The organism is Clostridium acetireducens DSM 10703, from assembly GCF_001758365.1.
GTDB lineage: Bacteria > Bacillota > Clostridia > Clostridiales > Clostridiaceae > Clostridium_C > Clostridium_C acetireducens.
The window spans coordinates 46604-69482 of sequence record NZ_LZFO01000010.1 but is presented as its reverse complement, the minus strand read 5'-3'; the positions used below and the strand labels follow the sequence as shown (position 1 = coordinate 69482).

The 22879-nt window shown below is 26.3% G+C and carries 25 protein-coding genes and 1 pseudogene; 9 read left to right on the top strand and 17 right to left on the bottom strand.

The window, feature by feature from the left end; all coding sequences use genetic code 11:
- The first annotated feature begins 7 nt into the window (after window positions 1-7).
- The 8 genes from fabG to CLOACE_RS04740 all read left to right on the top strand — a co-directional run bounded on the left by fabG (window position 8) and on the right by CLOACE_RS04740 (window position 7022).
- Window positions 8-769 carry a 3-oxoacyl-[acyl-carrier-protein] reductase gene (gene fabG / locus CLOACE_RS04775; RefSeq protein ID WP_070109903.1) on the top strand — a complete coding sequence of 254 codons (762 nt, stop codon included), beginning with the start codon at window positions 8-10 and terminating at the stop codon, window positions 767-769.
- A gap of 25 nt (window positions 770-794) precedes the next feature.
- Window positions 795-2033 (top strand): beta-ketoacyl-ACP synthase II, encoded by a 1239-nt coding sequence (fabF, locus tag CLOACE_RS04770; RefSeq protein WP_070109902.1) that lies wholly within the window; start codon window positions 795-797, stop codon window positions 2031-2033.
- Window position 2034: 1 nt separating this feature from the next.
- Window positions 2035-2469 (top strand): acetyl-CoA carboxylase biotin carboxyl carrier protein, encoded by a 435-nt coding sequence (gene accB / locus CLOACE_RS04765; RefSeq protein WP_070109901.1) that lies wholly within the window; start codon window positions 2035-2037, stop codon window positions 2467-2469.
- Between the two features lies 1 nt (window position 2470).
- Window positions 2471-2908, top strand: a complete 438-nt coding sequence (fabZ, locus tag CLOACE_RS04760; protein ID WP_070109900.1) for a 3-hydroxyacyl-ACP dehydratase FabZ — start codon at window positions 2471-2473, stop codon at window positions 2906-2908.
- A gap of 27 nt (window positions 2909-2935) precedes the next feature.
- On the top strand, window positions 2936-4276 hold the full coding sequence (locus tag CLOACE_RS04755) for an acetyl-CoA carboxylase biotin carboxylase subunit (RefSeq protein ID WP_070109899.1): 1341 nt from the start codon (window positions 2936-2938) through the stop codon (window positions 4274-4276).
- Between the two features lie 48 nt (window positions 4277-4324).
- Window positions 4325-5215 (top strand): acetyl-CoA carboxylase, carboxyltransferase subunit beta, encoded by an 891-nt coding sequence (gene accD / locus CLOACE_RS04750; protein ID WP_070109898.1) that lies wholly within the window; start codon window positions 4325-4327, stop codon window positions 5213-5215.
- 1 nt (window position 5216) lies between these two features.
- The gene (locus CLOACE_RS04745; RefSeq protein ID WP_101495388.1) at window positions 5217-6068 is read left to right on the top strand and encodes an acetyl-CoA carboxylase carboxyltransferase subunit alpha; all 852 of its coding nucleotides are present in this window, start codon (window positions 5217-5219) and stop codon (window positions 6066-6068) included.
- A gap of 63 nt (window positions 6069-6131) precedes the next feature.
- On the top strand, window positions 6132-7022 hold the full coding sequence (locus CLOACE_RS04740; RefSeq protein ID WP_070109897.1) for a selenium metabolism-associated LysR family transcriptional regulator: 891 nt from the start codon (window positions 6132-6134) through the stop codon (window positions 7020-7022).
- Window positions 7023-7045: 23 nt separating this feature from the next.
- On the opposite strand, the gene CLOACE_RS04735 is transcribed toward CLOACE_RS04740, so the two are convergent.
- The 16 genes and pseudogenes from CLOACE_RS04735 to CLOACE_RS04665 form a co-directional block, all read right to left on the bottom strand.
- The gene (locus tag CLOACE_RS04735) at window positions 7046-8242 is read right to left on the bottom strand and encodes a S8 family serine peptidase (protein ID WP_070109896.1); all 1197 of its coding nucleotides are present in this window, start codon (window positions 8240-8242) and stop codon (window positions 7046-7048) included.
- Window positions 8243-8375: 133 nt separating this feature from the next.
- Window positions 8376-8804, bottom strand: a complete 429-nt coding sequence (locus tag CLOACE_RS04730; RefSeq protein ID WP_070109895.1) for a DMT family transporter — start codon at window positions 8802-8804, stop codon at window positions 8376-8378.
- Between the two features lie 68 nt (window positions 8805-8872).
- Entirely contained in the window at window positions 8873-9364 is a 492-nt protein-coding gene (locus CLOACE_RS04725; protein ID WP_070109894.1) for a dUTP diphosphatase, read from the bottom strand.
- Between the two features lie 231 nt (window positions 9365-9595).
- Window positions 9596-10225 carry an HD domain-containing protein gene (locus CLOACE_RS04720; protein WP_070109893.1) on the bottom strand — a complete coding sequence of 210 codons (630 nt, stop codon included), beginning with the start codon at window positions 10223-10225 and terminating at the stop codon, window positions 9596-9598.
- Window positions 10226-10291: 66 nt separating this feature from the next.
- Window positions 10292-10456: a hypothetical protein gene (locus tag CLOACE_RS11745; RefSeq protein WP_175429431.1), complete on the bottom strand. Its 165-nt coding sequence runs from the start codon at window positions 10454-10456 to the stop codon at window positions 10292-10294.
- A 122-nt stretch (window positions 10457-10578) separates the two neighbouring features.
- Window positions 10579-11946 (bottom strand): aldehyde dehydrogenase, encoded by a 1368-nt coding sequence (locus CLOACE_RS04715; protein WP_101495387.1) that lies wholly within the window; start codon window positions 11944-11946, stop codon window positions 10579-10581.
- Window positions 11947-12153: 207 nt separating this feature from the next.
- Window positions 12154-13116 carry a DUF4367 domain-containing protein gene (locus CLOACE_RS04710; RefSeq protein WP_070109891.1) on the bottom strand — a complete coding sequence of 321 codons (963 nt, stop codon included), beginning with the start codon at window positions 13114-13116 and terminating at the stop codon, window positions 12154-12156.
- Window positions 13117-13118: 2 nt separating this feature from the next.
- Window positions 13119-13664 carry an ECF subfamily RNA polymerase sigma factor, BldN family gene (locus CLOACE_RS04705; protein WP_070109890.1) on the bottom strand — a complete coding sequence of 182 codons (546 nt, stop codon included), beginning with the start codon at window positions 13662-13664 and terminating at the stop codon, window positions 13119-13121.
- Window positions 13665-13821: 157 nt separating this feature from the next.
- The gene (locus CLOACE_RS04700) at window positions 13822-15777 is read right to left on the bottom strand and encodes a GTP-binding protein (RefSeq protein ID WP_070109889.1); all 1956 of its coding nucleotides are present in this window, start codon (window positions 15775-15777) and stop codon (window positions 13822-13824) included.
- Window positions 15778-15930: 153 nt separating this feature from the next.
- Window positions 15931-16131, bottom strand: a pseudogene (locus CLOACE_RS04695) (response regulator); the annotation flags it as partial.
- Window positions 16132-16241: 110 nt separating this feature from the next.
- Window positions 16242-16721, bottom strand: a complete 480-nt coding sequence (rlmH, locus tag CLOACE_RS04690) for a 23S rRNA (pseudouridine(1915)-N(3))-methyltransferase RlmH (protein ID WP_070109887.1) — start codon at window positions 16719-16721, stop codon at window positions 16242-16244.
- Between the two features lie 57 nt (window positions 16722-16778).
- Window positions 16779-17279 carry an SEC-C metal-binding domain-containing protein gene (locus CLOACE_RS04685; RefSeq protein WP_070109886.1) on the bottom strand — a complete coding sequence of 167 codons (501 nt, stop codon included), beginning with the start codon at window positions 17277-17279 and terminating at the stop codon, window positions 16779-16781.
- Between the two features lie 32 nt (window positions 17280-17311).
- Complete coding sequence (locus tag CLOACE_RS04680) at window positions 17312-17500, bottom strand: CxxH/CxxC protein (protein ID WP_070109885.1); 189 nt, start codon at window positions 17498-17500, stop codon at window positions 17312-17314.
- Window positions 17490-18050 carry a GerMN domain-containing protein gene (locus CLOACE_RS04675; RefSeq protein WP_070109884.1) on the bottom strand — a complete coding sequence of 187 codons (561 nt, stop codon included), beginning with the start codon at window positions 18048-18050 and terminating at the stop codon, window positions 17490-17492. Before CLOACE_RS04675 ends, CLOACE_RS04680 begins: the two co-directional genes overlap by 11 nt.
- 15 nt (window positions 18051-18065) lie before the next feature.
- Window positions 18066-18848 carry an MBL fold metallo-hydrolase gene (locus CLOACE_RS04670; protein WP_070109883.1) on the bottom strand — a complete coding sequence of 261 codons (783 nt, stop codon included), beginning with the start codon at window positions 18846-18848 and terminating at the stop codon, window positions 18066-18068.
- 16 nt (window positions 18849-18864) lie between these two features.
- Window positions 18865-20121, bottom strand: coding sequence for a UDP-N-acetylglucosamine 1-carboxyvinyltransferase (locus CLOACE_RS04665; RefSeq protein WP_070109882.1), 1257 nt, complete (start codon window positions 20119-20121; stop codon window positions 18865-18867).
- Between the two features lie 255 nt (window positions 20122-20376).
- Here CLOACE_RS04665 and CLOACE_RS04660 point away from each other — a divergent pair, with 255 nt between their 5' ends.
- Window positions 20377-20901 (top strand): hypothetical protein, encoded by a 525-nt coding sequence (locus tag CLOACE_RS04660; protein ID WP_070109881.1) that lies wholly within the window; start codon window positions 20377-20379, stop codon window positions 20899-20901.
- A gap of 38 nt (window positions 20902-20939) precedes the next feature.
- Here CLOACE_RS04660 and CLOACE_RS04655 read toward each other — a convergent pair whose 3' ends face one another.
- Entirely contained in the window at window positions 20940-22838 is a 1899-nt protein-coding gene (locus CLOACE_RS04655) for a type I glutamate--ammonia ligase (protein ID WP_070109880.1), read from the bottom strand.
- Window positions 22839-22879: the final 41 nt, after the last annotated feature.

Sequence of the window (22879 nt, the reverse complement as noted above, 5' to 3'; positions counted from 1 at the left end):
AATTGATATGGAGAATGATTGTAAACACACATTAAAAGGATGTACTGCTATAGTAACAGGAGCTAGTAGAGGCATAGGAAAATCTATAGCTTTAAAATTAGCTTCTTTAGGAGCTAATTTAGTACTTAATTATAGAAGTAGTTCAAAAGAAATAGAATTGGTAGTACAAAAGGCAATAGAAATGAAAGTAGAAGCTATTGCAGTACAAGGAGATGTAAGTGATTTTCAACAATCTAAAAATATAATACAAAAAGCCAAAGATATATTTGGCTCAATAGACATTTTAGTAAATAATGCAGGAGTAACTAAGGATAATCTTATACTTAGAATGAAAGAAGAAGATTTTGATAAAGTAATAAATATTAATTTAAAGGGAGCATTTAATTGTATAAAACATGTAGCTCCAATTATGCTAAAACAAAGAAAAGGGAAAATAATAAATATAGCTTCTGTAGTAGGAATTGTAGGTAATGCAGGTCAAGTAAACTATGCTGCATCAAAAGCAGGAGTAATAGCTATGACTAAGTCTATAGCTAAGGAATTGGGGTCAAAAGGAATAAATGTAAATGCAATAGCACCAGGTTTTGTTGAAACAGACATGACTGAGGTCTTATCAGATAAAGTTAAAGAAAGCACATTAAATAATATACCTTTAAAAAGATTTGGAATGCCAGAAGATATAGCTGAAGTAGTAGCTTTTTTAGCTTCAAGTAGTTCCAATTATGTTACTGGTCAAGTTATAAATGTAGATGGCGGAATGGTAATGTAGTTAAGAAAAGGTTGGTGTATATATTATGGGAAAAAGAGTAGTAATTACAGGAATGGGGGCTGTATCCCCTATAGGAAATAACGTAGAAGAGTTTTGGGAAAACACAAAAAAAGGTAAGCTTGGTATAGATTTTATAAAATCTTTTGATACAGAAAACTTTAAAGTAAAATTAGCTGCAGAAGTTAAAGATTTTAAACCTGAAGAATATATGGAAAAAAAAGAAGCAAGAAGAATGGATAAGTTTTGTCAATTTGCTGTAGCTGCATCAAAGCAAGCTGTAGATAGTAGTAATATAGATTTAAGCTCTATAAATAAAGATAGATTTGGTGTAATAATAGGCACAGGAATAGGTGGTATAGAAACTATTGAAAAAGAAGAAAAAAGACTTTTAGAAAAAGGACCAAATAGAATAAATCCATTATTTATACCTATGATTATAGGAAATATGGCTGCTGGAAATATAGCTATAAGATTTGGAGCAAAAGGTGTTTGCACTTCAATAGTTACTGCTTGTGCTACTGGAACTAATGCTATAGGTGAAGCTTTCCACACAATAAAAAATGGCTATGCGGATATAATGATAACAGGTGGAACAGAAGCATCTATAACTCCACTTGCAGTAGCAGGTTTTACTTCTCTTACTGCTTTAAGTAAGAGTGAAGATCCATATAGAGCTTCTATACCTTTTGATAATGATAGAAATGGATTTGTTATGGGCGAAGGTGCTGGAATTTTGATTTTAGAATCTCTAGAACATGCTAAAAATAGAGGAGCTAATATACTTGCAGAAATAGTAGGTTATGGAGCTACTTCTGATGCTTATCATATGACATCACCAGCACCAGATGGAGAAGGAGCAGCTAGAGCTATGGAAATTGCTTTAAAAGAAGGCAATGTAGATAAAAAAGAAGTTTCATATATAAATGCTCATGGTACTAGTACTCCTTATAATGATAAATTTGAAACAAAAGCTATTAAAAAGGTATTTGGGGATTTAGCAAAAGATATTCCTATTAGCTCAACTAAGTCTATGATAGGGCATTTACTTGGAGCTGCAGGAGCGGTAGAGGCTATAGTATGTATAAATGCTTTAAAAGATAACTATATACCTGCAACCATAGGGTATAAAGAAAAAGATGAAGAATGTGATTTGGATTATGTTCCAAATAAAGGTAGAAACTCTAATTTAAATTATGTTATGTCTAATTCATTAGGTTTTGGTGGACATAATGCAATTATATTATTAAAAAAATGGAGTGAGTAATGTGGACTTAAAAGAAATAGAGAATATTATAAAAGCTATGAGTGAGTCCGATGTATCTTATTTAGAGATACAAGGAGAAGATATTTCAATAAAAATGGAGAAAATATGTAATAGTGTGAGTAGGAAGCAAGAATATTTAAAAATAGAAAGTAATAATGTAGATAGTTATATTGAAAAAGAAAATAAAGTTAGCAATTGTGATATAATTAATTCTCCTATAGTAGGTACTTTTTATTCATCCCCAGGTCCTGAGGAAAAACCTTTTGTTAATGTAGGTTCACAAGTAAAAAAAGGGGATGTATTATGTATAATTGAAGCTATGAAGCTTATGAATGAAATAGAGTGTGAATTTGATGGTGTAATAGAAGAAATATGCGTAGAAAATGAGCAGATTGTAGAGTATGGTCAACCAATTTTTAAAATAAGGAGAATTTAGTATGGAAAGTAAAGCATTGTATGTAAAGGATATAGAAAAGATTATTCCTCATAGATATCCTTTCCTTTTAATAGATAAAATAGCATATATTGAAAACGGTAAAAGTGCAGTAGGATATAAAAATGTAACTATAAATGAATACTTTTTTCAAGGACATTTTCCACAAGAACCAGTTATGCCAGGGGTGCTTATTATAGAGGCAATGGCTCAAGTAGGAGCAGTAGCAATTCTAAGTGAAGAAAAATTTAAAAATAAAATAGCTTATTTTGGAGGAATAAACAAAGCTAAGTTTAGAAGAAAAGTTATACCAGGAGATACATTAATATTAGAAGTTGAAATAATAAAAATGAAGGGATTTGCAGGAATAGGTAAAGGAATAGCAAAAGTGGATAACAAAATTGTAGCAGAAGCTGAAATAATGTTTATTATTGATAAATAATAAATATGAAATAAAGAAGGTGAAAAATTGTTTAATAAGATACTTATTGCTAATAGAGGGGAAATAGCTGTTAGAATAATAAGAGCTTGTATGGAAATGGGCATAAAGACTGTGGCAATATATTCAGAAGCAGATAAGGATTCTCTACATACACAAATGGCAGATGAAGCTATTTGTGTTGGTCCAGCTCCTTCTAAAGATAGTTATTTAAATATTAAAAATATAATAAGTGCTACAGTATTATCAGGAGCAGAAGCTGTACACCCTGGATTTGGTTTTTTATCTGAAAATAGTAAATTTGCTCAAATATGTAAAGAATGTAATATAGTTTTCATAGGACCTGATTCAGAAATAATAGATAGTATGGGAAATAAGTCTAATGCTAGAAGCATAATGATAGATGCAAAAGTACCTGTTGTTCCTGGCTCAGATGGAATTATAAAAGACTATAAAGATGCTGTGGATATGGCACAGAAAATAGGATATCCTATAATGTTAAAAGCATCTGCAGGAGGTGGTGGAAGAGGTATTAGGATAATTAGACATGAAAAAGACTTATTAAAAGAATTCAATGCAGCAAAAGCAGAATCAAGAGTTTCTTTTGGAGACGACAGTATATATATGGAAAAATATATAGAAGAACCTCATCATATAGAATTCCAAATTCTTGCAGATAATTATGGTAATGTGATACACATTGGTGAAAGAGATTGTTCTTTACAAAGACGAAATCAAAAAATACTAGAAGAATCACCATCACCTTTTTTAACAGATGAACTTAGAAAATCTATGGGCGAAGTTGCTATAAAAGCTGCTAAGGCTGTTAATTATAAAAATGCAGGAACTATAGAATTTTTAGTAGATAAAAATAAAAATTTTTATTTTATGGAGATGAATACTCGTGTACAAGTAGAACACCCTATAAGTGAAATGGTATCTAACATTGATATTATAAAAGAACAAATAAAAATTGCATTTGGGCATAAATTAAATTATAAACAAGAAGATGTAAATATAAAAGGACATGCAATAGAATGTAGAATAAATGCGGAGGACCCTCATAAAAAATTTACTCCTTCTCCAGGCAAAATAGAAAATTTACATGTTCCAGGAGGAATGGGAATAAGATTTGATGGAAATGTTTATTCAGGATATGAAATTCCTCATTATTATGATTCAATGATAGGTAAACTTATTGCTTATGGTAATAATAGAGAAGAAGCTATAAGTAGAATGAAAAGAGCTCTTACAGAATTTATTATAGAAGGAGTAAAAACAAATATAGATTTTCAACTAGATATTGTTAATGATAAAAATTTTATAAAAGGTATTTATGATACATCTTTTATAGAGAAGTATAAAAAGTAAGTAATAAATTACTTTTAACTTCTAACTTATAAGTTGGAGGTGAATTTATTGATTAAAAACTTATTTAAAAGAAATAAGTATATAACAGTTAGTCCTAAAGTTTTACAAGAAGTAAAAAATGAAGGAGCTATAAAGCCTAAAATACCAAATGGTATGTGGATTAAATGTAAAAGGTGTGGTCAGATATTATATAAAAAAGATTTAGAAGTAAATAATATGGTATGTATGAATTGTAATTATCATTTTAGAATAAGTGCTATAGATAGAATAAATTTAATAATAGATGATAAAACTTTTACAGAATTTGATAATAATATTAAAACAGCTAATCCTTTAAATTTTAAAGATTATAATAAAAAAATAAGTAATATGCAAAAAGAGAATACCATAAATGAAGCAGTTATTACAGGTATAGGAAAAATAAATTTACAACCTTGTGTAGTGTGTATTATGGATAGTAATTTTATGATGGGAAGTATGGGTTCAGTTGTTGGAGAAAAAATTACTAGAGCTATAGAAAAGGCTATAGATTTTAAGTTACCTGTTATTATTTTTACTACATCTGGAGGGGCTAGAATGCAGGAGGGTATATTTTCATTAATGCAAATGGCAAAAGTAAGTGCTGCTTTATCAAAATTAAATGATAGTGGATTGTTATATATATCAGTGCTTACAGACCCTACCACAGGTGGTGTAACAGCAAGTTTTGCTATGTTAGGAGATATTATTTTAGCAGAGCCAGGAGCTTTAGTAGGATTTGCAGGAAAAAGAGTAATAGAACAAACCATAAACGAAAAACTACCAGAAGAATTTCAAAGAGCTGAATTTTTATTAAAACATGGATTTATAGATAAAATAGTTGAAAGAAAAAATTTAAAGAGTATTCTAAGCAAATTATTGTGTTTTCATAATAATACCAATAGAATAGGTGGGGAGTAATATGAAAAATTTAAAAGAAAAACTGGATTTTATAATAAATAAAAAAAGTTTTAAAACTAAAGATGCTTGGGAGAAAGTATGCTTAGTAAGAGATAAAAACCGCCCTACTGCTTTAGATTATATGAAAATTATATTTAATGATTTTATAGAATTTCATGGAGATAGGTATTTTGGTGATGATAGATGTATTATAGGGGGTATAGCAAAAATAGAAGGAGAAGTTATAACAGTTATAGCCCAACAAAAAGGTAAAAGTATAGAAGAAAATATAGAAAGAAACTTTGGTATGCCTCAGCCAGAGGGTTATAGAAAAGCATTAAGACTTATGAAACAGGCTGAAAAATTCAATAGACCTGTAGTTTGCTTTATAGATACTCCAGGAGCCTTTTGTGGCGTAGGTGCAGAAGAAAGAGGTCAAGGAGAAGCTATTGCTAGAAATCTTTTAGAAATGTCAAAGCTAAAAGTTCCCATAATATCAATTTTTATAGGTGAAGGAGGAAGCGGAGGAGCATTAGCTTTAGCTGTAGCAAATAAAGTATGGATGCTAGAAAATGCAATATATTCTCTTTTATCTCCAGAAGGATTTGCTAGTATTTTGTGGAAAGATTCTAGCAAAGCTAAGGAAGCAGCTGAAGTTATGAAAATTACTGCAGAAGATTTAATGAATTTTGGAATAATAGATGGCATTATAAAAGAAGCTAAAAGAGATGCTAGCAGAGATGTAGAGTTTACTGCTAAAAATATTAAAAAGGTTATATTAGAAGAAATTAAGAAATTAAAAAATAAAAATGTAGAACAAATTGTAGAATATAGGTATAATAAATTTAGGAATATGGGCAAATTCTATGAATAGCAGGCATGAGAAAATATTGCCTGTTTTTTAATGTGTAGAAAATTTATTATATAGGTGATTAAAATGAATGAAAGAGCTTTTAGAGTATTTTATGAAGTAGCAGTAATGTTAAATATGACAGAAGTAGCTAATAAAATGTATATAAGTCAACCAGCAGTAAGCCAAACTATAAGTGAATTAGAAAAGCATTTAAATGTAAAACTTTTTGACAGAATGGGTAAAAGGCTTTATTTAACTCATGAAGGAGAGATATTTTTAACTTATGTAAGAAGAATATTAAATATATATGATGAGGGTATAAAGCTAGTAAAGGATATGAATGAATTTAAGATGGGAAAAATGAAAATAGGGGCAAGTACTACTATAGGAATATATGTATTACCAGACATTATAGGAAAATTTATAAGAAAATATAAAAATATTGATGTCTCTATAGCCATAGAGAATACTAAAATAATAGCTAATATGATATTAGAAAATAAAATAGATTTTGGCTTTGTTGAAGGACCTGTATACCAAGATGAAATAATATGTAAAAATTTTTGTCAAGATGAACTTGTATTAATAGTTCCTTCAGATCATAATTGGGCTAGTTTACAAGAAATAGATATAAATGATATACCTAAAGAAAAGATGGTTATGAGAGAAAAAGGAAGTGGAACTAGAGAAGTATTTGAAAATTTAATGAATTCTAATAATATAAATTATAAAATAGCTTTTGAACTTGGAAATACTGAAGCAATAAAAAAAGCTGTAGAGGCAGGATTAGGAATGTCTTGTATTTCAAAAAGATGTGTAGAAAATGAAGTTAGACAAAATAAAATATCAGTAGTTAAATTAAAAAATATAGATATAAAAAGAAATTTTAGTCTTATATATCATAAAGATAAATATATATCTAAACTTTTTAATGAATTTATAGAATTTGCTAAAATAAATGCAAATAAATGTTGAGAATATTTATTCCCAACATTTATTTAAGGAAGAAGAGAATTTATATCAATTACTCCATTTCCTTGAATCCATTTAGATACATTTACTAATTTACAAGAAACTTTTAAAAGAGAAAGAATATCATTAAAAGTTAATTGGGGATTATTTTCATATAAAAGAGCACATACGCCACTTATAAAAGCTGCACTGCAAGAGGTTCCGGTATAACAAGTATAGGGCAATTCTAAATTGTTAGGATAAATTTTCATTCCATTTCTTTCAGATATATATTGATTGTCACAGTTTAAAGAACATATATTTACGCAAGCAGCAGATAAATTAGGTTTTTCTAATTTATTAAATGGACCTGCAGATGAAAATTCATAAGATTTTATATTAGAAGAAGTAGTGTCTAAACCACCTACTGTTATACAATTTTTTAAAGTTGCAATTCCTTGTATAGAGCCTTGAAAGTTTCCATTGTTACCCGAAGGAACTATAATTATAATATTATTTTTTATTGCTTTATCAAATATATTTGAAAATAAAGATAAAATATTATAGTCATTATTTAGTATTTCAAAAGGCAAACAAATTATTTTTATATTATGTTCTTTACTTTCTTTTATTAAAGTTTGGATTGAATATAGTATGTCAGATACAAAAGCCCTTCCTAAAGAATTAAAAGCTTTAATTGAATATATATGGCTATTTTCTGCAATCCCTTTATATACTCCTTTAGAAGAATACCCACTTCCACATATTATTCCACTTATAAATGTTCCATGTCCATTATCATCATAAGGATATTGGTATTTGTTTATTAAATCTAAGAATTTACATATTTTATTTTTAGGGTTTAACAAATCTCTATGTGGAAATACACCAGTGTCTACTATTCCTATACCAATATCTTTGCCTGTTAATTTATACTTGTTATTAATATAAATATTATTAGCAGAAGCCACACTTTTTCCACAGATAATTGCTTGATTATCATAGGTTACATATTCAACCTGTGGATATTCTAATATTCTGTTGATAGTATAAGGGGATAATTTTGCACATATACAATTTATTATAGGTATTGAATGTATAATAGTACCCTTATAAATTTTAATTTTATTTTCTACTTTTTTTTGCATGTTTTTGCAAATTATTAAAACTCTATAATATTTATAATATTTATTTTCTATAGATATTTTTAAGTTTTTATCTAATTTATTTTTTATAGAAAACATAATAATACTCCTTACAATTTATTCATTATATATTATAATGTATAATGAATAAAAGTGTGATTATATGTTAATATAAAGAAAATATATTATAATTTAATATTTAAAGCATAAAAATAAAACCAGCGTACTGGTTTTATTTTAATTTAAAAACTATTATTCCGATTATCATTATAATTACTCCTGCAAATTCATTTATTCCAAATTTAATTTGTTTGGAACCAAATAATCCAAAGGCATCTATAATACCTGCTGCAGTTAATTGAGCTATTAATATAGAACTTATAGAGTAAGTAGGACCTAATAATTCAATTCCTTTCATAACAAAATATATTATGAATACTCCTAAGATTCCTCCTAATAAATATATTTTATTTGCAGATTTTATATTTTTAAAATTTCCGTTTCCTGCCATAAACATAATTATTAGAGTTAATATTAATCCAGTAATTTGAACTATAAAGTTTGTTTCCCATAATCCTATTTTTTCTCCTAATCGAGTATTAAAAACTCCTTGAAGGCTCATGCATACGCCGGCTAGTATAGAAAAAAATACACCTAACATAAAATCATCCTCCAAGATTAGTATACCCTAAGGAATTTAAAAATATATAATAATAATTTTAATATTATTTAATATACATTAATTTGTCTATTATGATTTATTTTATTCCTATATATATAAGCATTTTTAATATCTTCTTCTGAAAAACATAAGTGATTACCTAGCATTAAAAAATCTTCAAATAAAGTAATGTATTGGTCTTTACAAGAACATACAAAAAAATCATTTATATCTACAAATAAATTTAAAAAATAATCTGCCATTTCATAAGTAGATTCATTTTTAGGATTAATTACTTCTATGTCGTTAAAAGATTTATCTAACCCAATACTTAATAAAAAATGTAAGCAGTCAACATATTCCTCAAGAATAATTTCTTTATTAGAAGGTTTTTTATTACTCCAAAATTTGAAACATTTTGTTTCATTAGCTAATTCCCCTAATTCAACTTGTAGAGCTAATATTTTTTTAGAAAGAAGATTTTTATTATAAAGATTATGTTCTTTACTTATATGATTATCTAGTTCTTTTTGTAGAACAAATAATTCTTTTAAGTTCATATTATAAATACACCCTTCCAAACTTTAAATTTGTTATATATATATTTTAGCGAAATTTCGTAAAAATTTAAAGAAATTGGAATCGGTTACACTGAAATATTTTAAAAAATAACAAAAAAATTAAATTTAGGTGTTAATTTTAACCATAATATTCACAATTTTTAGTAGTAAATGGTATTAACTTAATAGTAATATTAAAATAAATTTTTTAAGATGTAAGTATTTATTTTATTAATTTGTATAGACTTTAGAACACTTTTGTAAAAAGTATTTTATATTTTGCTTTTCTTCTTCTATCTTTTCATAACTCATATTTCCTCTTCCTAATCTATCGCATAAAGATAATAAAGCAATTTCATCTATTGAAACTTCAGATTTCATAGATTCAATATCTTTAAAAGGTAAATCTTTAACTACAAACAAAGGTTGCATATGCCATTTTATTAATAAAGATACTTCATCAATAATTTTAGTATCATCAGTAAGTTCTTTTAAAAATTTTTTGGATAATATTTGACCTAGTTTATCGTGGTCATATGAAGTTATTTTACCTTTTTTTAGTATTTTTGTAGTATCAGCCTTTCCTATATCATGTAATAATGCTGCCCACATAAATACTATAGGGTTTTTACTAAAATTTTTATAGGTTGCAGCAGTATCTATCACTAACATAGTATGATTCCACACACTACCTTCAGGATGAAATTTTGGGGATTGAGGTACATCTGTTAATTTTTTTAGCATGTTAAAAGGGTTAAAATTAAAGTATTCATTTTTTAAATTATTATTAAAATAATTAGAAGGAATAGAATCATTCATTAAATGAATTTGAAATTCTTTAAATATATGTTTTTTATCCATAACTATTGTTCACCTCAATTATAGTATGTGTTTCTAAAAAAAATTAATTAATAAAAAGAGAGTCTATTAAGACTCTTCTTTTTCCAAAATAGCTATTTTATTTTTTATAAATTCTATTCTTGCAGCTGCATCTGGATTTTCCATATAGTTTTCTCCAAATTGATATTTCATACTTTCAATAAAGTCATTTAATTCTTCGTTTAATAAGGCTATTTGAATATCTTTATCCATTTAAAGTAACCTCCTTTAACTTTTGTATATAAATTATTTTATATTATAAATATAATTTTATTCTATAATAAGATTTTAGCATTGTATATGAAAAAAATAAATGTAATATTTATAACTAATTATTATAATAAATTTAAAATTTTTTTTATAAATTTTAATGGTGTATTATAGGGAGGATATTTTAATTTTAAATCAAATTTTGTTTGATTTTTAAGTATACTTTTTTTGTGAGAAAATGTATCGAAGGAAGCTTTACCATGGTAACTTCCCATACCACTTTCCCCTACACCTCCAAAAGGTAAATAATTAGTTGTCATATGTATTAATGTATCATTTATTGTTATACCTCCTGAAGAGGTAGAGTTAATTATTTTATTTATATTTTTATTATTAGAAGAAAAAATGTACAAGGCTAAAGGTTTAGGTTTAGTATTTATAAATTTTATTGTATCATCTAAGTTTTCGTATTCAATTATAGGCAAAATAGGTCCAAATATTTCTTCATTCATTAAAGTGCTGTCACTGGATACATTATCAATAATAGTAGGGGATATAAATAAATTTTTTTTATCAATATTTCCACCTACTACAATGTTTCCTTGATTAAGTAAATTTAATAACCTATTAAAATGATTTTTATTAATAATTTTTACATAATCTTTGCTTAAAAGCGGATTATCACCGTAAAAGTCTTTAATTTGTTTTTTTACATTTATTATGAACTCTTCTTTTACTGATTTATTGATAAGCACATAATCAGGTGCTACACAAGTTTGACCAGCATTTAAAAATTTACCCCAAGCAATTCTTTTAGCAGCTAAATTTAAAGCTACTTCTTTATCAACTATACAAGGACTTTTGCCACCTAGTTCTAGTGTTACAGGAGTTAAATTTTTTGAGGCAGCTTCCATTACAAGTTTTCCTATAGAAGTACTTCCAGTAAAAAATATGTAATCAAACTTTTGACATAGTAGTTCTTTAGATATTTTACTATCACCTTGAATTACAGTTATATAATTTTCATTAAAATTTTCTTTTATGATTTTTTCAATTACATTGGATACATTAGGAGAATATTCAGAGGGTTTTATTGTAGAACAGTTTCCTGCCGCAATAGAGCCTACTAGAGGAGCAATGTTTAATTGAAAAGGGTAATTCCAAGGACCAATTATTAAAGCTATTCCAACAGGCTCAGAAACTATATAACTAGAAGCTCCAAAATATATAATTGGGGTTTTAACTTTTTTAGTTTTTGAAAACTTTTTTATATTTTTAATCATATAATTAATTTCATTTATTACAAAACCTATTTCTGTAGTATAGCTTTCAAAAGGAGATTTATTTAAATCCTTTTTCAATGAATTTAATATGTTTTCTTCATTTTGTAATATAACTTTTTTAAGCTTTTTTAATTGAGCGATTCTAAAGCCTATATCTTTTGTTATGTTTTTATTAAAAAATTCTCTTTGGCTTTTTATTATATTTATCATATTAATACCTCTTATCCCTAGTTAAATGTATATATATTATATTAACATATGTATATTTAATCAACTTAATCCTAATTTATACAACAAAGGATAACTAAAATAGATTTAATAATCTATTAGCTATCCTTTTTGTATAAATATATTGGATTATTTAAGATATTATTAGTAATTATAAATTATAAAGTTTTTATTAAGTTTAGTAAATAGTTATTTAATAGATTTTGCAATTTTTATTAAATCATTTCGTGAAATTTCACCCATGCCTGATAGAAAGTAAATAACATTTTTGTATTCCCAATCAATAGATCTATTATCAGATATTACAGCATTTACACCATTGATTTTAATTTTTTCTATTTTACCATCTGTTCCACCTTCGCATTTTGTTTCTTCACAAGCAAAACGTTGTTGCATATAAATAGATTTTCCTTTACTATTAGTAAAACATAAATCAATAGATTTGCTATTATTAACACCTTTAGCATCTTTATAAAACGTTGCTTTATCAAATTTATAATCTTTTGGTAAATAAGAAGGAAGAATAACATTAAAGCAAGTGTATTTATTTAATTTAGTAGGATCTTTAACTATTAACATTGTATCTTTTTCTATTTTTTCTTGTTCAGCTACAGTTATTATTTTATTATTTGAAATACTATCAATTTCTTCACCTTTAGCTGTATATAGTTTACCAGAAAAGTCTTTTGTAAATATTTCTATTGGTTTTCCGTCTTTATCAAAAATTTTACCTTTTAATTCTTTAGGTACAGAAAGTTTTTCTATTTTAGGAGATTCTGTTTGTATAATGCTTACATGCCCTAAAGATATTGTTTTTATTACTTTATCTGCTAAATTACGAGCATGTGCTGGTTGAATTAAAGAAATGCTAATTATACCTATTCCTATAAGAGATGCTATTTTAGCAGTAAATTTCATTTTATTTGATTTTTTCATAATATTTCCACCTCTATATTCATTTATATTTTTTAAAGTTTTATCAAAAACTTTTTCTTTATTACTATTTTTACTAAAATCTTCATTTGCTAAAGTTTTACTAAAATTTAAAAGTTCATTATATTCTTTGGAATTTGATTCAGTAGGTTCTTGTATACCATTAAAATAAGCATCTATATCTATAGAAAATTTATCTTCAATACTTTTTTTATTCATAGTTAATCCTCTCTTTCCATTTCTATTTTTAACTTTTTCATTGTACGATAAAGTATTACCCCTACATTACTTTCAGTAATATCTAATATTTTTGCAATTTCCTTGTTTTTAAGGGTAGCACCAAATTTAAGTGATACAATATTTCTTTCTCTTTCATTTAAAATATTTAATGCTTTTGATAATTTATTATTAGTTTCTGATAGCATTACTACATCTTCTGGATTTTTTTCTTTTGAAATTAAATTTTTAAAACTATCAATAGAAAAAAATTTGTGCTTTTTTGATTTTCTTATATAATCATTTATTACATTTCTAGCTATGGCAAATAACCATACTTCAAAGGGAGATTTGTCTCTAGAATATGTGTTTATTTTAATCATTACTTTTTCAAAAACTTGACTTGTTAAATCTTCAGTTGTATAAGTGCAATTAATTCTATAATATATATAGTTATAAACTCTTTTGTAATAAGTTTTAAAAATATAAGTAAAATCTTTTTCTTTAGTTTCTTTTTTATCTAAGGGGTTAATCAAAGCAAACTGTTCCATATTTTAAATCCTCCTTTCTATAACTTTTTACTTAGCTAAGCAGTTCTATATGTTAATACGTAAAACTTTGTATTTCATTACATGTATTTTAAAATTATTTTTAATATACAAAAAAAGTATCTTCTCTAAATTAGAAGATACTTTTTTATTTAATTAATTACTTCAAACAATGCATATATTCTTCTACGTTCTCTGATTTTATTAAAAATCCTTGTCCCTTAGAACAAAATATTGAAGTAGATGTATAATCTATATCTGAATTTTTATCATAATTTATTTTTTTAATAACTTCTTCTTCATTATGACAAATATCGTATCCATCAAAAATAAAATTAATTTTCCCAGTACCTTTTGTTAACGAAATAAATTCCATGGAATAATTCATAAAAGTAGATACAGGGCCCCTGCCTATTATAATAGCTTTATTACAATTTGTTTGTGGAGGTTCAAAAGAACCATTTAATTTTTGTATATCAGATAAAACTCTTCCCATATAATCTATATCTACTTTTATTTTAAAACGATAATAAGGTTCTAATAATATATTTTTTGTATTTTCTAGTCCTTGTCTTAATGCTCTAAATGTGGCTTCTCTGAAGTCTCCTCCAGTAGTATGTTTATTATGAGCTCTTCCAGTTAACAAAGTAATCTTTAAATCCGTTATAGGTGAGCCTGTTAGTATTCCACGATGTTCTCTTTCATAAATATGTGTGCGAACTAAATTTTGATTGCCTATAGTTAAGTCATCTGTATGACACACATTATCAAATATAATTCCTGTATTTCTTTTTGTTGGTTCTAACTTAATATGTACTTCCGCATAATGACCTAAAGGTTCAAAATGACCATATCCAATGGATTCTGTAGAAATAGTTTCTTTATAAAGAATTTCACAAGGTCCAAAATCTATGGATAAATAAAAACGTTCTTCTACTAATTCTTTTAAAACTTCTAATTGAATAATTCCCATAATATGAACTTGTATTTCTTGAAGATTTTCATCCCAAATTATATTTAAAGCAGGGTCTTCTGCTTCTAATATTTTAAAATAGCTTAAAATATCTTTTGCATTTATACTTTTATCAAATATAACTTTTGATTTTAATGTTGGAACCATTTCATAATTAGATTTTTTTCTTAAAGTTCCAACTCCATCTCCTATAGATGCATTTTTTAATCCTGTTACTGCAAAAATTTCTCCAGCAGAAACTTTGTCTACAGATTTAAATTTAATTCCATTATAAATTCTTATTTCATTAATTTTTTCATAAAAGTTATCTTTATAAGAACATAAACATAAATTTTCTTTAACTTTTAAAGTTCCACTTAATGCTTTTATGTAAGTTATTCTATTTCCTTTTTCATTATGATGAATTTTACATACTTGTCCACTAAATTCTTTTTTGTCATTATAATCTGTATAAGTTAAAATATCTAATTTTTTCAAAAAACTATCTATATTAATATCTTGTAGAGCTGATCCACTAATACATGGGAAAATTTTATTTTCCTTAATCATTTTTTTCATGGAATTTAGCCATAAATCTTTTTCATAGTTTTCGTCTATGTATTTTTCAAAAAGCTCATCATCTTTTTCTGCAATAAACTCAATAAGTTCATCTTTCATATTTTGTCCATCAAAAGATTCTGTAATAAAACAAAGGTCTTTAGTTAAATTTAATCTAATTTCATCTAAAACATTTTCTACATTTGCACCAACTCTATCTATTTTATTAATAAAGAAAAATGTTGGTATGTTGTGCTTTCTAAGTAGATGCCATACTGTTTCTGTATGACCTTGAACCCCTTCAACCCCGCTTATTATAATAATAGCATAATCCATAACTTCAATAGCTCTTTCCATTTCAGAAGAAAAGTCTATATGTCCTGGAGTATCTATTAAATAATAGTTTGAAGAATTATATTCAAAAAATCCTTGATCTGAAAATACTGTAATACCTCTTTCTTTTTCTATACTATGGCTATCTAAAAAAGCACTTTTATGATCTACTCTACCTCTATTTTTAATACTTTTTGTATGATATAATATTTGCTCAGCAAATGTAGTTTTACCAGCATCTACGTGAGCTAATATTCCAATTGTCTTATTCATATAGTCTGCACCTCTGTGAAATAAATTTTTTTCTACTAAAATCTTATCACAAAGTAATTATAGTTGTAATATAAATTTATTTAAGTTGCCATTTACAAAAAATATGCAGTAAGTTTTCATGAATTTCAGCATAGACTTCTCCATTCATTTAATAAGTAGTTCTTCGCCACTTATACCTGGAAGCATTAAATCCAGTAAAATCATATCTAATTCATATTTTTGGATATATAAAAGAGCTTCTGTACCAGAGTAAGCTGCTATAGTTTTATATCCAGAGTTACTTAACATATCACATAATAATTTATTTATATTTGTATCATCTTCAATTACTAATATATCTATAATATTATCCATTAAATTACCTTCTTTGCATTTAATATTATAATTTTATAATACATCATTTTTGTGTTGAAGGTCTAATTAGATTTTAATATAAAAATATATATAGCAGTTCTAGTTTATTTTTATTTATGGTATGGTTCACCGTTTATAATTCTATATCCTCTGTATATTTGTTCAAGAAGTATAACTCTCATTAACTGATGAGGAAAGGTCATTTTAGAAAAGCATAATTTAAAATTTGCTCTAGATAACACATCAGGGGATAATCCTAAGGAACCTCCTATTACAAAAGCTAAATTGCTATTTCCTTTAAGACTAGAATCTTTTATAAAATCAGAAAGTTCTTCTGAAGATAAAGTTTTTCCTTTTAAGTCTAGAGCTATTACAAACATATTATCTTTTATATGTTTTAAAATTTTCATGCCTTCTTTAATTTTTATTTGTTTTTCTTCGTTTAAAGAACATTTATCAGGAGTTTTTTCATCTTGTAGTTCTAATATGGTTAATTTACAATATTTACTTAAACGTTTTGAATATTCAGCTATAGCTTCTTTTAGATATTTTTCTTTTAATTTTCCTACGCAAATTATATGTATATTCATTTCTTTCTCCTTTAAAATACAAAAGCACATTTTATTTAAAATGTGCTTTAATGTAGATTAGTTTTTACCACAACAATTTTTGTATTTTTTACCGCTTCCACAAGGGCAAGGGGCATTTCTACCTGTTTTATTAGTATTTACTACTGTTTTAGATGAAACCCATTCTTTATGAATTTCTTTTCTTTTTTCACTAGAAAAAATTGCATCCCATTGAGGAAGTTTATAAAGATAATCTGCTTTTGAATCCAGCATATTATAGTATAGTTTTTCATAATTTATTTTTAATTCTATGTTAGTAGTTTCTTCTAGTTCTTCTAAGTTTATTTGAGTTTCAAGACTTTCGTTTATTCCATCTAAAAAACCTATAAAAAATACAATAGAGGTATTCAATTGTTCTGATAAATCTTTAATAGAACCTTGTAGCACATTAGTATGATTTGCTAGTATGCTACTATAAATGTTTTTTTCTATAGAGCCATATTTTTTCCAAAAAGCTGCTTGTCCTTTTGTTTTAACATACTCTACCACCATGTCTGTCCAATCTGTATATAAACTCATATTTTATTCTCCTTATAAATTAATATTTTTAATTATAAATCTAAAAGTTCTGAAGGTCCCATTTGCTTTGTGATTTTAAGCACAAATGAAGCATCATCATCGCAATAATTACATTTACCGGAGGATACTTTTTCTATATAAGGAAAAGTATCATGTTCCTTTAAAAAATCATCAAAAGCTTTATTTTTATGCTTTTCACAGCAATATTTGTTATTTAACATTTTCAACATCTTCCTTTCCAATAGGTTTTGACCAATTGAAATTACCTCCTAAAGATTTTATGTTTTTATTTTCTACTAATACGCTAATCTTTTTTATGGATGGAAGCTGAGTTAGAGAATATACAATACTTTTTAAACTTGATTTTTCTTTTTCAGGTGTCATAGAAATTTGAGCTTCTTTACTTAGATTAATATAAGCTATTCCATCTTTAATAGAAAAACTAATAAGACGCGTTTCCTTAGGTAAAATAGGTTTTAGTTTGCTATTAACAGAAGGTCCATTTATAAGTTCTTGAACTATAAGCTCTCCAATTAATTCTTCTTTTTTTATTAATCTTTCTTCTTTAGCTACTTCAGATTTATTACTATCTGTAGATGAATCAAAATATAAGCTTAAATCTATAATATTATCTTGTTCATTTGGTAAAGCTATATTTTTTACCTTTTCTTTATTATTTATGCTAACTTTATCTTTTTTTTCACAACTGGTAAAAGATATAGTAGAAAAAATAATAAAGAAAGCTAATAGCAAGCTAATATTTTTTTTCATATACTCACCTCTAATTTAAAATTTTATATAATTACTAGGAGTAGTTCTTTTAGCCATAGATAATATAATGTCTTTATTTGTAACATCTTTTTCTTTTAGTATATTAATAACTGTCTGGTATGCTAATTTAGGATAGTTATTAGTTTTACTTAAATGTCCTAGCACAATTTTTTTTGGTTTACTACTCAATATATTTAAAATAGCTTTGCCACAATCTTCATTAGATAAATGACCTACATTACTTAAAATTCTTCTTTTTAAATTGTATGGGTAGGGACCAAACTTTAACATTTCTATATCATGATTGCTTTCTAATAATACTACATCTGCATCTTTAGCAACATCTTTTATCTCTTTAGTAAAAAAGCCTAAGTCAGTAGCTATACAAGCTTTTTTATTTTTATGACAAATAGCATAACCTAAAGGAGAAGCTGCATCATGAGGTATTTTATAGTTAATTATATCTACATCTTTGATAGATAGTTCTCTACTATTAATTATTTTTATATTTTTATTTTTAAGTTTTCCTATAGAACTTGACATAGCTTCCCAAGTAGGAATATTTGCATATATGGGTATATCATATTTTCTTGATAATACACCTACTCCTTTTATGTGGTCTGTGTGTTCATGAGTTACAAGTATAGCGTCTATATCTTTACTACATTCTCCAATTTCATTGAGAGCTTTATCTATATTTTTGCCGGATAAACCAGCATCTATAAGCAATTTTGTATTATTTGAAGAAACAAAAATGCTATTTCCAGTACTTCCACTATACAATGAGCAAAAAATCATATAACATTCTCCAATCTTATATACGTACTCTTTTTATATCTGCTCCTAAACATTTAAATTTATTTTCTATATGTGGGTATCCCCTATCAATATGTTCTATACCTAAAATTTCTGTTGTGCCTTCTGCTATTAATCCTGCAATTACCATGGCAGCACCAGCTCTTAAATCAGTAGCTTTTACCACAGCACCTGTAAGTTTGTCTACTCCATCTACAATTGCAGTTCTACCTTCTACTTTTATATGTGCTCCCATTTTTTTTAATTCATCTACATGTTTAAAGCGATTTTCCCATATACTTTCGTTAATTATGCTTCTACCTTTTGATACACATAATGTTGTACTCATAGGTTGTTGTACATCAGTAGGAAAACCAGGATAAGGCAAAGTTTTTACATTTACTGATTTTAATTTTCCGTTAGATTTTACAGTAACAGAATCTCCATTTTCTATTACTGTAGCACCCATTTCTATAAGTTTAGCAGATATAGACTCTAAGTGCTTTGGAATTACATTATTAATAGTAACTTGTCCTCCACAAGCTGCTGTAGCTATCATATATGTACCCGCTTCTATTTGATCTGGTATTACACTGTAAGAGCATCCTTTTAATTCCTTAACACCTTTAACTCTTATTATATCAGTACCAGCACCTTTTATATCTGCACCCATTGAATTTAAGAAATTAGCTACGTCTACTACATGAGGTTCTTTAGCTACATTTTCAAGTACAGTAACACCTTCAGCTAATGTAGCTGCTAACATAACGTTAATAGTAGCACCTACACTAACAACGTCAAAAAATATATTAGTTCCTATTAATTTATTTGCTTTAACAATAACAGCTCCATGCTCAATAGAAACTTCTGCACCTAATGCTTCAAATCCTTTTATATGTTGATCAATAGGTCTAACGCCTATTGGACAACCTCCTGGCAGCTCTACTCTTGCTTTTTTAAATCTACTAAGTAAGGCTCCTATAAAATAATATGATGCTCTCATTTTTCGAACATCATCAGTGTCGGCTACAAAGTTATTCATTGCAGTACTATCAATAGTAATAGAATTTTTTTGTTTTTTAACTCTACATCCCAAACTTTTGAGGATTCTTTCTATACAGTGAACATCCTCTATTTCAGGGATATTTTCTATATTAGAGATACCTTTATTAGCCATAATAGCTGCTGGAAGTATAGCAACAGCTGCATTTTTAGCACCACTTATTTCCACATTACCATGCAAAGGCTTTTTGCCTTTAACTATTAATTTATCCATCCCCGCATCCGTCCTTATCAAAGTTTTTATATTTATTTTAAATTGACATATTTATGTAAAATCATATTTCATGATATTTTTCAATGTAAATTACAAACATTATTATATCATAATTCTTTATTATTTTAACACTAATTTTTTAAATGTTAATGGGTATTGAGTAAATTATTAAAAAACCATCATAAATGTAATATTATAAAATTTTTAACTATATGATATAATTATAAATAAAACATAAAAAGTTGGGGGATTTATATGAAGTATTATTTAGTAGCTTTATTTGATAAAAATTCGTATGCATATATTAAAAATGTTCAAAGGGATTTATGTAAAAAATATAAGTTTTATAAAAATCCTCTTGGGTTTCATGTAACTTTAAGTGTTATTGAAGATCCAGATATTGATAAATTAAGTTTAATAATAAATGATATTATTAAGCCTTATAAAAAATTTAAGGTGGGTATAAATTTAAATTGTTGTTTAAATAATAATCAAAAATATATAGGATTACCTGTAAAAAACAAAGGTTATATAGCTACTATTACAAGAAATATTAATGAAGATTTATTATTAAAAGGATTTAACTTTAAAAATAGTAATATAGATAACTTGTTTATTCCTTTATGTTATTCTGGATACAATAATTCAAAAGGATATAACTTAAAATATAGTGATGAAGAAAATCTTTTTATGGTTAAAGTAGATAGAATTGAATTGTGGAAATCAATTAATAGTAGGAAAGAAATAATGGTAAAGAGATTTACATTAAGAGATTTTTAAAAAAGTAGAGGCTCGTAGAGTCTCTACTTTTAATATTATTAAATATCTAATAGATTCTTTTTATAAGTAGAATATAAATTTCTTAATTCTTTCATTTTTTCATCTAATTCAACTTGAAGTTTTGAAATTTCGCTGTAATCATTTATTTTAGTAGCTTCTTTAATTCTAGTAAATAAACTTTTATTAGTATAAGAGTCTTTCATTAAATAATATCTGATTTCATTTATTTTCATCCAATTAGATACATCTAAATCTAAAGCTCTATCAATAGAATGAAGCATTTTATAATTTCTTATTTCTTTTGTATAGTTATTTAAAACTCTATAGTTTATTTCCATAAGCCATCTTTCAATTGTTGCTAATGTATAGCTGTTTATAATTTTATCAGTAAATATATTATTTTCTTTTAATACGTTTAGTTTGTCTTTATATTTTTCAAAACCTACTAAGTTTTCATATACGGTTGCAGGTGCTTTACCAAAAAATTTTTCCCTTTCTTCATCATTGTAATATTCAAATACATCTTCTTCACTTCTATAAGCTCTGTCCTTTTCTAAATAATCTGTATTTTCACCAGGAGCTTTTGAAAGTTCTTTTAATAAATCATTTTCTGATTTATTATTGCATATAGCATATTTTATACCGTCTAGCATAGTCATACATATAGCAGCTAAAGTTAGATATACATTTGTATGAGGATTGGGGGATCTAAGTTCAAATCTTGTAGATAAAGGGCTAGCTAAGTTACGAATTACACCTAAAAGTACAGTTCTATTTCTAGATGGAATTTCTACAGAATTACCTAAAGATGTTACAATGCATGTTGGAGCTTCAAAACCTGGTTTTAGTCTTTTAAAAGCACCATTTGTTGACGATACAAAAGGATTAATTATTTCATAATTTTTAAGTATACCAATTATAGAAGAATAGCCTATATTGCTAAGATAATGGTGATCTGGGGCAGTAAATAAATTTATTTTTTTGCCATTTTTTAATTTTACAGATATGCTAACATGGATGTGTTCACCACTTCCTGCTACTTCATCTATTGGTTTGGCAGAAAAGGTAACATCTAATCCATTTTTTCTAAAAGTTTCTTTTATAAGAGTTCTTGCTAATAATTCATTATCTCCTGTTTGTACTGCAGTGGAGTATTTCCAATCTATTTCAAGCTGTTCCATTATGTGAGTAAAATTACCAGATTGGTCTAATTTAGCTTTTACTCCTCCTACTTCTTTATGTCCCATTTCTGGTTCTAGACCATAAGAATCCATTATTATAAGACTTTCTTCTAAAGAAGTCCTTACGGCACCTTTAGTTCTTTTCCAATATTGTTCATGTAAAACTTGAGATGTAGATAATTCTTCTGTTTCTGCTTTATCATTAGGTGTTTGAACCCAAAATTCTAATTCTGTAGCAGTGGTAAGTTCTATAGAAACTATATCTTCATATTTAATTCCAAAAAGAGACAAAGAGTTTGGGTAATTTTTAAATAGATTTAAAAGAGAAATTTTGAGATGTTCTACTGCAGATTTTAAAATGTGTCTAGAGTCAACAGCTTTGTTTTCGTGATATAAAAAACAAGGTATTCTAAGAGTACCTACAGGTTTATTAGTTTCTAAGTCTATATGTTCATTATTATAATCTATGTACCAATTTACATCTAAATCTGCTACCATATCTACTTTAGCGTTATTTAATGTGGCTATTCCTGGAAGTACCACAGAAGAACCATCAGTTTGTACTTCTCCTTTTAAAAAAGTGTTTATATCATTAAGGAAAACCTTTACTGGTATTTTTTCGTCTGTGTCATTTCCGGATAAATCTACACCCATAAAAGATACAAACTTTATTTCAGGATGAGATAAAAGAATTTTTCTCAAACTATCTTCAGAATGCATTTCTTTACGAATAATATAAATTAAATCTTTTACCATAGTAACCTCCCTAAGTTTAAATAAAATTATATATCCGTAAT